Below are 4,675 nucleotides of genomic sequence, written 5' to 3' on the forward strand. Positions count from 1 at the left end.
CCCTTTTGCAATAAATATCAACACCAAGTATTTTAATATCTTTCATCACCTGCTCTTTATTTAAAATAGAAATTCTGTGTTGGCGCATTATAACGCCCCCTTTAAAGAGCGCACTTTTCATTGGGTTACAACGAGATTACTCCTTACGCCAGAAAGTTCCATCGGGAGAGTCTTCGATGGTAATACCAAGGTGGGTTAATTGATCGCGAATTTGATCGGCTGTTTTCCAGTCTTTTTTTGCGCGAGCTTCGTTGCGTTGGGTGATCAGTTTTTTAATTTCTTGAATATCAGTTTCCTTTTTTCCACCTTGTAAAAATTGTTCGGGGGAGTACTGAAATAGACCAAAAATATTACCAAGGTGTTTTAATTCTGCCGCCAGGACAGCCGCCTTTTCAATTTGATTATTATCGCGGAAACGATTGATCTCGCGCACCATTTCAAACAACAGTGCAAAGGCTATCGGTGTATTAAAATCGTCATCCATTGCTTCGTAAAAACAATCGGTATACAAAGACATTTTCTCGTGATTAACCACCGGCAATCCGCGCAGCACCAAATAAAAGCGTTCTAAAGCAAGTCGGCTGTTTTCCAAATTTTCTTTAGAATAAGTGAGCGGATTACGATAATGTCCTGACAAGAAGAAATAACGTAATACTTCAACGTCGCTTTCCTTCAAAGCTTTACGGATAGAAATAATATTGCCCAACGATTTAGACATTTTTTCTTTATTAATTTCCAAAAGTCCCGTATGCATCCAAAGTTTCACAAACGGTTTTTCTTCGCCCGCTTCGGATTGAGCAATTTCATTTTCATGATGTGGAAACTTTAAATCGAGGCCCCCACCATGGATATCAAAAGGTTGACCCAAAATACTGCTCGACATCGCCGAGCATTCAATATGCCAGCCTGGCCGTCCTTCACCCCACGGTGAATCCCATTTCGGTTCGCCTGGCTTGACCTTTTTCCATAACACAAAATCTAAAGGGCCGCGCTTACTATCACTCACTTCTACTCGTGCACCGGCTTGGAGTTCGTCTAAATGACGGTGAGATAATTTTCCATAGTCCTTAAAACGACAGACATCAAAAAAAACATCGCCATTTTGCCCGATATAAGCATATTGGTTATCCAAAAGCTTTTGTATCAATTTGATGATTTCAGGAACGTACTGGATAGCGCGCGGTTCTTGATCGGGCGACAAAACGCGCAAGGCTTTTTCATCTTCATGTAATACCTGAATAAACCGCTCGGCTAATGCCTCCGGGCTTTCTTTATTTTCCCTAGCACATTTAATGATTTTATCATCGATATCTGTAATATTACGCACGAATGCCACTTCATAACCGCGCATTCGCAGATATCGAACAACCATATCAAAAGTAACTAACGAACGCGCATGACCGATGTGACTGTAATCATAAACCGTCATACCGCACACATAGAGTTTTACTTTCCCAGATTCGATCGGTTTGAAAATTTCTTTTTGTTTTGTGAGACTATTAAAAATTTTCATTGATACGTCTCTTGCAATCGATTTTGTATCGTTTCGTAATTCATTATTAAAATTAATTTAGCTAATTCAGGGCCATGCTCTGCCCCCGTTAGCGCGATTCGCAGCGGTTGATACAAAGGTTTTCCCTTTAAATTTAGTTTTTCTTTTAAGTGATTAATAACCGAATTTAAATCTTTACCAAATTTTTTAAACGCCTTGAGGGCCTCTTCAAAATAACGATTCCCGGTCGCACGCAGTAATTCATTTTGGGCAGTTTCTAAGTTAAGCGTTTTTCCAAAGCAGACGTTTACCCAATAAGAAACATCCCGCGGAAAACTCACATTGGGTTTTACCGTCGTTAAAAATAAATCGGCTTTATTTGTCGGAATTTGCGATTGTAATTCACTCCCAACCCACTCCAAAAAATCGTCGTTGGATAATTGATTCACTGTCTGTTTTTGCCAATAATCCAATTGCTGAGCATTGAACTTCGCTGGCGATTTACTCAACGATTCGATATTAAAACCTTTTGCCAATTCTGCTAATGACAAAAGTTTGTCACTCGTGTAATAATGCCCCAACCGCGCCAAGTAATTGGTAAGGGCCAATGGTAAATACCCCTTATCGCACAGCTCTTTAATTCCGCGGCTGCCGTTCCGTTTGGATAAAGGGTTGCCATCCGGCCCAACGATTAAAGCAATGTGCGCATAGGTTGGTACAGGCAGTTCTAACGCTTGCAAGATCAAAAGCTGTCCTGGCGTGTTAGTTAAATGATCTTCACCACGCAAGACGTGGGAAACACCCATCAAAGCGTCGTCGATCGCGTTGCAGAACATGAAAGACGAGGTGCTGTTCGCTCGCCGGATAATAAAATCGCCAATATCGTTGGTTTGAAAACGCTGCTCCCCACGCACTAAATCAACGAAGACAACCACTTCATCGTCAGGAACACGAAATCGCAGCGCAGGCTGTAATCCCTCAGCTTTCTTTTTTTCGATTTCCGCTGCAGATAAAGATCGACAAGTGCCGGCGTACCGAGGCGGTTTCCCTGCCGATCTCTGAATTTTTCGCGATAGTCGCAATTGCTCTTCGCTACAAAAACAAGGATACGCTCGCTCAGCTTCTTCAAGCCGTTGATAATAATCATCGTAGATAGCTTGGCGTTTTGATTGATGATACAGGCCGTTACCTTGGTCAGCACCCGGCCCTTCTTGCCATTCTAAGTTCAACCATCGCAAATCTTCTTGAAATCCAATGTCAAACATCTCCTTAGAGCGCTCGACATCGGTATCTTCAATCCGCAACAAAAAGATGCCCTGTTTACTTTTTGCAAATAAATAATTGAATAAGGCTGTTCGCGCATTACCCAAATGCATCAATCCAGTAGGGCTGGGACAGAAACGGCTCTTCATCATAGACTCATCCTCGAAAGCGAACTATTATGACAATTTTCAATCGGGTTTTCCAACGCGCCTTTCTGTATCATTTCTGCTAAAGCGGGGAATCCAGGTGGAGAGAATAATGCACTTCTGGACTTTTACTTTCGCAAGAATGACACAATACAGACACTAATGAAACATGCTTTATTCATTTCTGATTTACATTTGGAAGAGGAAACCCCCTCAATCACCACCCATTTCTTGTATTTTCTGAAACATCAGGCCTCTAAGGCCGATGCCATTTACATTTTAGGCGATTTTTTTGAAGCGTGGATTGGCGATGACAATCAAACGCCTTTTAACCTTAAAATTATCGAATCATTACAAACACTCGCTGGCACTAAGCCTACTTATTTTATGCGAGGCAATCGAGATTTTTTAATCGGCCAGCGATTTGCTGCTATGACAGGCGTTTCTTTATTGGAAGATCCCAGCCTTATTCAGCTCTATAATAAACCCGTTTTATTAATGCACGGCGACAGCCTATGCACGCTTGACCATAAACATCAAGCCTACCGTCGAAAAATTATGAAACCGTGGGTTCAAAAGCTCATGTTATCGCTGCCTTTATCACTTCGACGGAAATTAGCGAAAAAATTCCGCGAACAAAGCCGCCGCCATAGTCGAACGCTGTCATATAAAGTCAAGGATGTGACACCCGAAGAGGTGAACCGCGTTATGAAACAATATAATGTTGAATTATTAATTCACGGCCATACCCATCACCCCGCCATTCACGATTTAACGATCAACAGAAACCCCACCAAACGAATCGTCCTCGGCGCTTGGTATAATGGGGGAAGCGTTTTGCGTTACACGCAGGACGGAAGCTTTGAGCTACAGACTTTTAAAATAGATTAAAATAGATCTTTAAGGAGTGGGCTCAATAAGTACTTAAACAAAGATATCATTCAAAACGAGGTGAAACTTCAGACGTTGTATATCAAACCTTATTCGCATTAACTTGAAGAATACCCCATTAATGATGAAAGTTTCCTAACTGGTAACGCCATTGAATCCAACCACATTCTTGTTACATCAACAGATTTTCAATCTGATCCTGAGGAATCTGATAATTCTTGCATTCTAAACTTAGTCACGTGGTTTAGAATGCAAGAATTATCAGATTGCCCAGATCCACTAAGCCTCTTTACAAATGAACGTTTTTCTGAGAGAGATGAAAAATATATAAAAAATAATAATTAATAATTTTTCACTTCACTATTCAAACTATCAAAACTCATCTGATAATCAATTTCAAACTTCATCAATATTTTGCTGTTTTTCACCCTCACTACAGCTGCTTTGATAAGGCCGATAGAACCGGTTTTGGAAGAACTTTTGGAAATGCGCCATTTTTTAACGGGCAACTATCCAATTACAAGAAGGGTTACAAAAAGTAAATGGAGCATTATCCCAATTACTTTGGGACGATCGCAACGTCAATGAACCTGAAGAGAAATTTGACCCGGCAAACGCGCCTTGATAAACTATTGACCCTTCCCCCTCCTCCCGCACGCAGGAGAGACAACAATCCGTAAGTCGTATAAGCGAAATACGGGCATTGTGTCTACCTCCGTGAGTTTTTAAAATCCCCTCTCCTCTTTCAGGAGGAGAGATAATATTTTTTTATTCAATAGCACTCTATACATAACAAAAGCAGTTAAGTTGATGAAATGGTCAGAAAAGCTGCTGAGTATTCAGTAGAATTCCTGATGTTATTGAAGGATAAGGGGTTCTTGAT

At 40.9% G+C, this 4,675-nt stretch carries 4 protein-coding genes; 1 reads left to right on the forward strand and 3 read right to left on the reverse strand.

The genetic code is table 11. The annotated features are described in order from the left end of the window. Positions 1-136: 136 nt before the first annotated feature. Both cysS and gltX read right to left on the reverse strand, forming a co-directional pair. Entirely contained in the window at positions 137-1,513 is a 1,377-nt protein-coding gene (cysS, locus tag FIV31_RS07270; RefSeq protein ID WP_280124309.1) for a cysteine--tRNA ligase, read from the reverse strand. Continuing rightward, a complete protein-coding gene (gene gltX / locus FIV31_RS07275) occupies positions 1,510-2,907 on the reverse strand; it encodes a glutamate--tRNA ligase (protein WP_280124310.1) in 1,398 nt (465 codons plus the stop codon). The genes cysS and gltX overlap by 4 nt, the downstream gene beginning before the upstream one ends. A gap of 156 nt (positions 2,908-3,063) precedes the next feature. On the opposite strand from gltX, the gene FIV31_RS07280 reads away from it, so the two are divergent. Then, positions 3,064-3,792 carry a UDP-2,3-diacylglucosamine diphosphatase gene (locus tag FIV31_RS07280; RefSeq protein ID WP_280124311.1) on the forward strand — a complete coding sequence of 243 codons (729 nt, stop codon included), beginning with the start codon at positions 3,064-3,066 and terminating at the stop codon, positions 3,790-3,792. A gap of 341 nt (positions 3,793-4,133) precedes the next feature. On the opposite strand, the gene FIV31_RS07285 is transcribed toward FIV31_RS07280, so the two are convergent. Then, positions 4,134-4,301 (reverse strand): hypothetical protein, encoded by a 168-nt coding sequence (locus FIV31_RS07285; protein WP_280124312.1) that lies wholly within the window; start codon positions 4,299-4,301, stop codon positions 4,134-4,136. Between the last annotated feature and the right edge of the window lie 374 nt (positions 4,302-4,675).

The organism is Coxiella endosymbiont of Ornithodoros amblus (assembly GCF_019425495.1).
Lineage (GTDB): Bacteria > Pseudomonadota > Gammaproteobacteria > Coxiellales > Coxiellaceae > Coxiella.

What these genes read in the sequence shown, in the direction of transcription:
- cysS (WP_280124309.1), bottom strand. Translation starts at nt 1,513, where the DNA reads ATGAAAATTTTTAATAGTCTCACAAAACAAAAAGAAATTTTCAAACCG.
- gltX (WP_280124310.1), bottom strand. Translation starts at nt 2,907, where the DNA reads ATGATGAAGAGCCGTTTCTGTCCCAGCCCTACTGGATTGATGCATTTG.
- FIV31_RS07280 (WP_280124311.1), top strand. Translation starts at nt 3,064, where the DNA reads ATGAAACATGCTTTATTCATTTCTGATTTACATTTGGAAGAGGAAACC.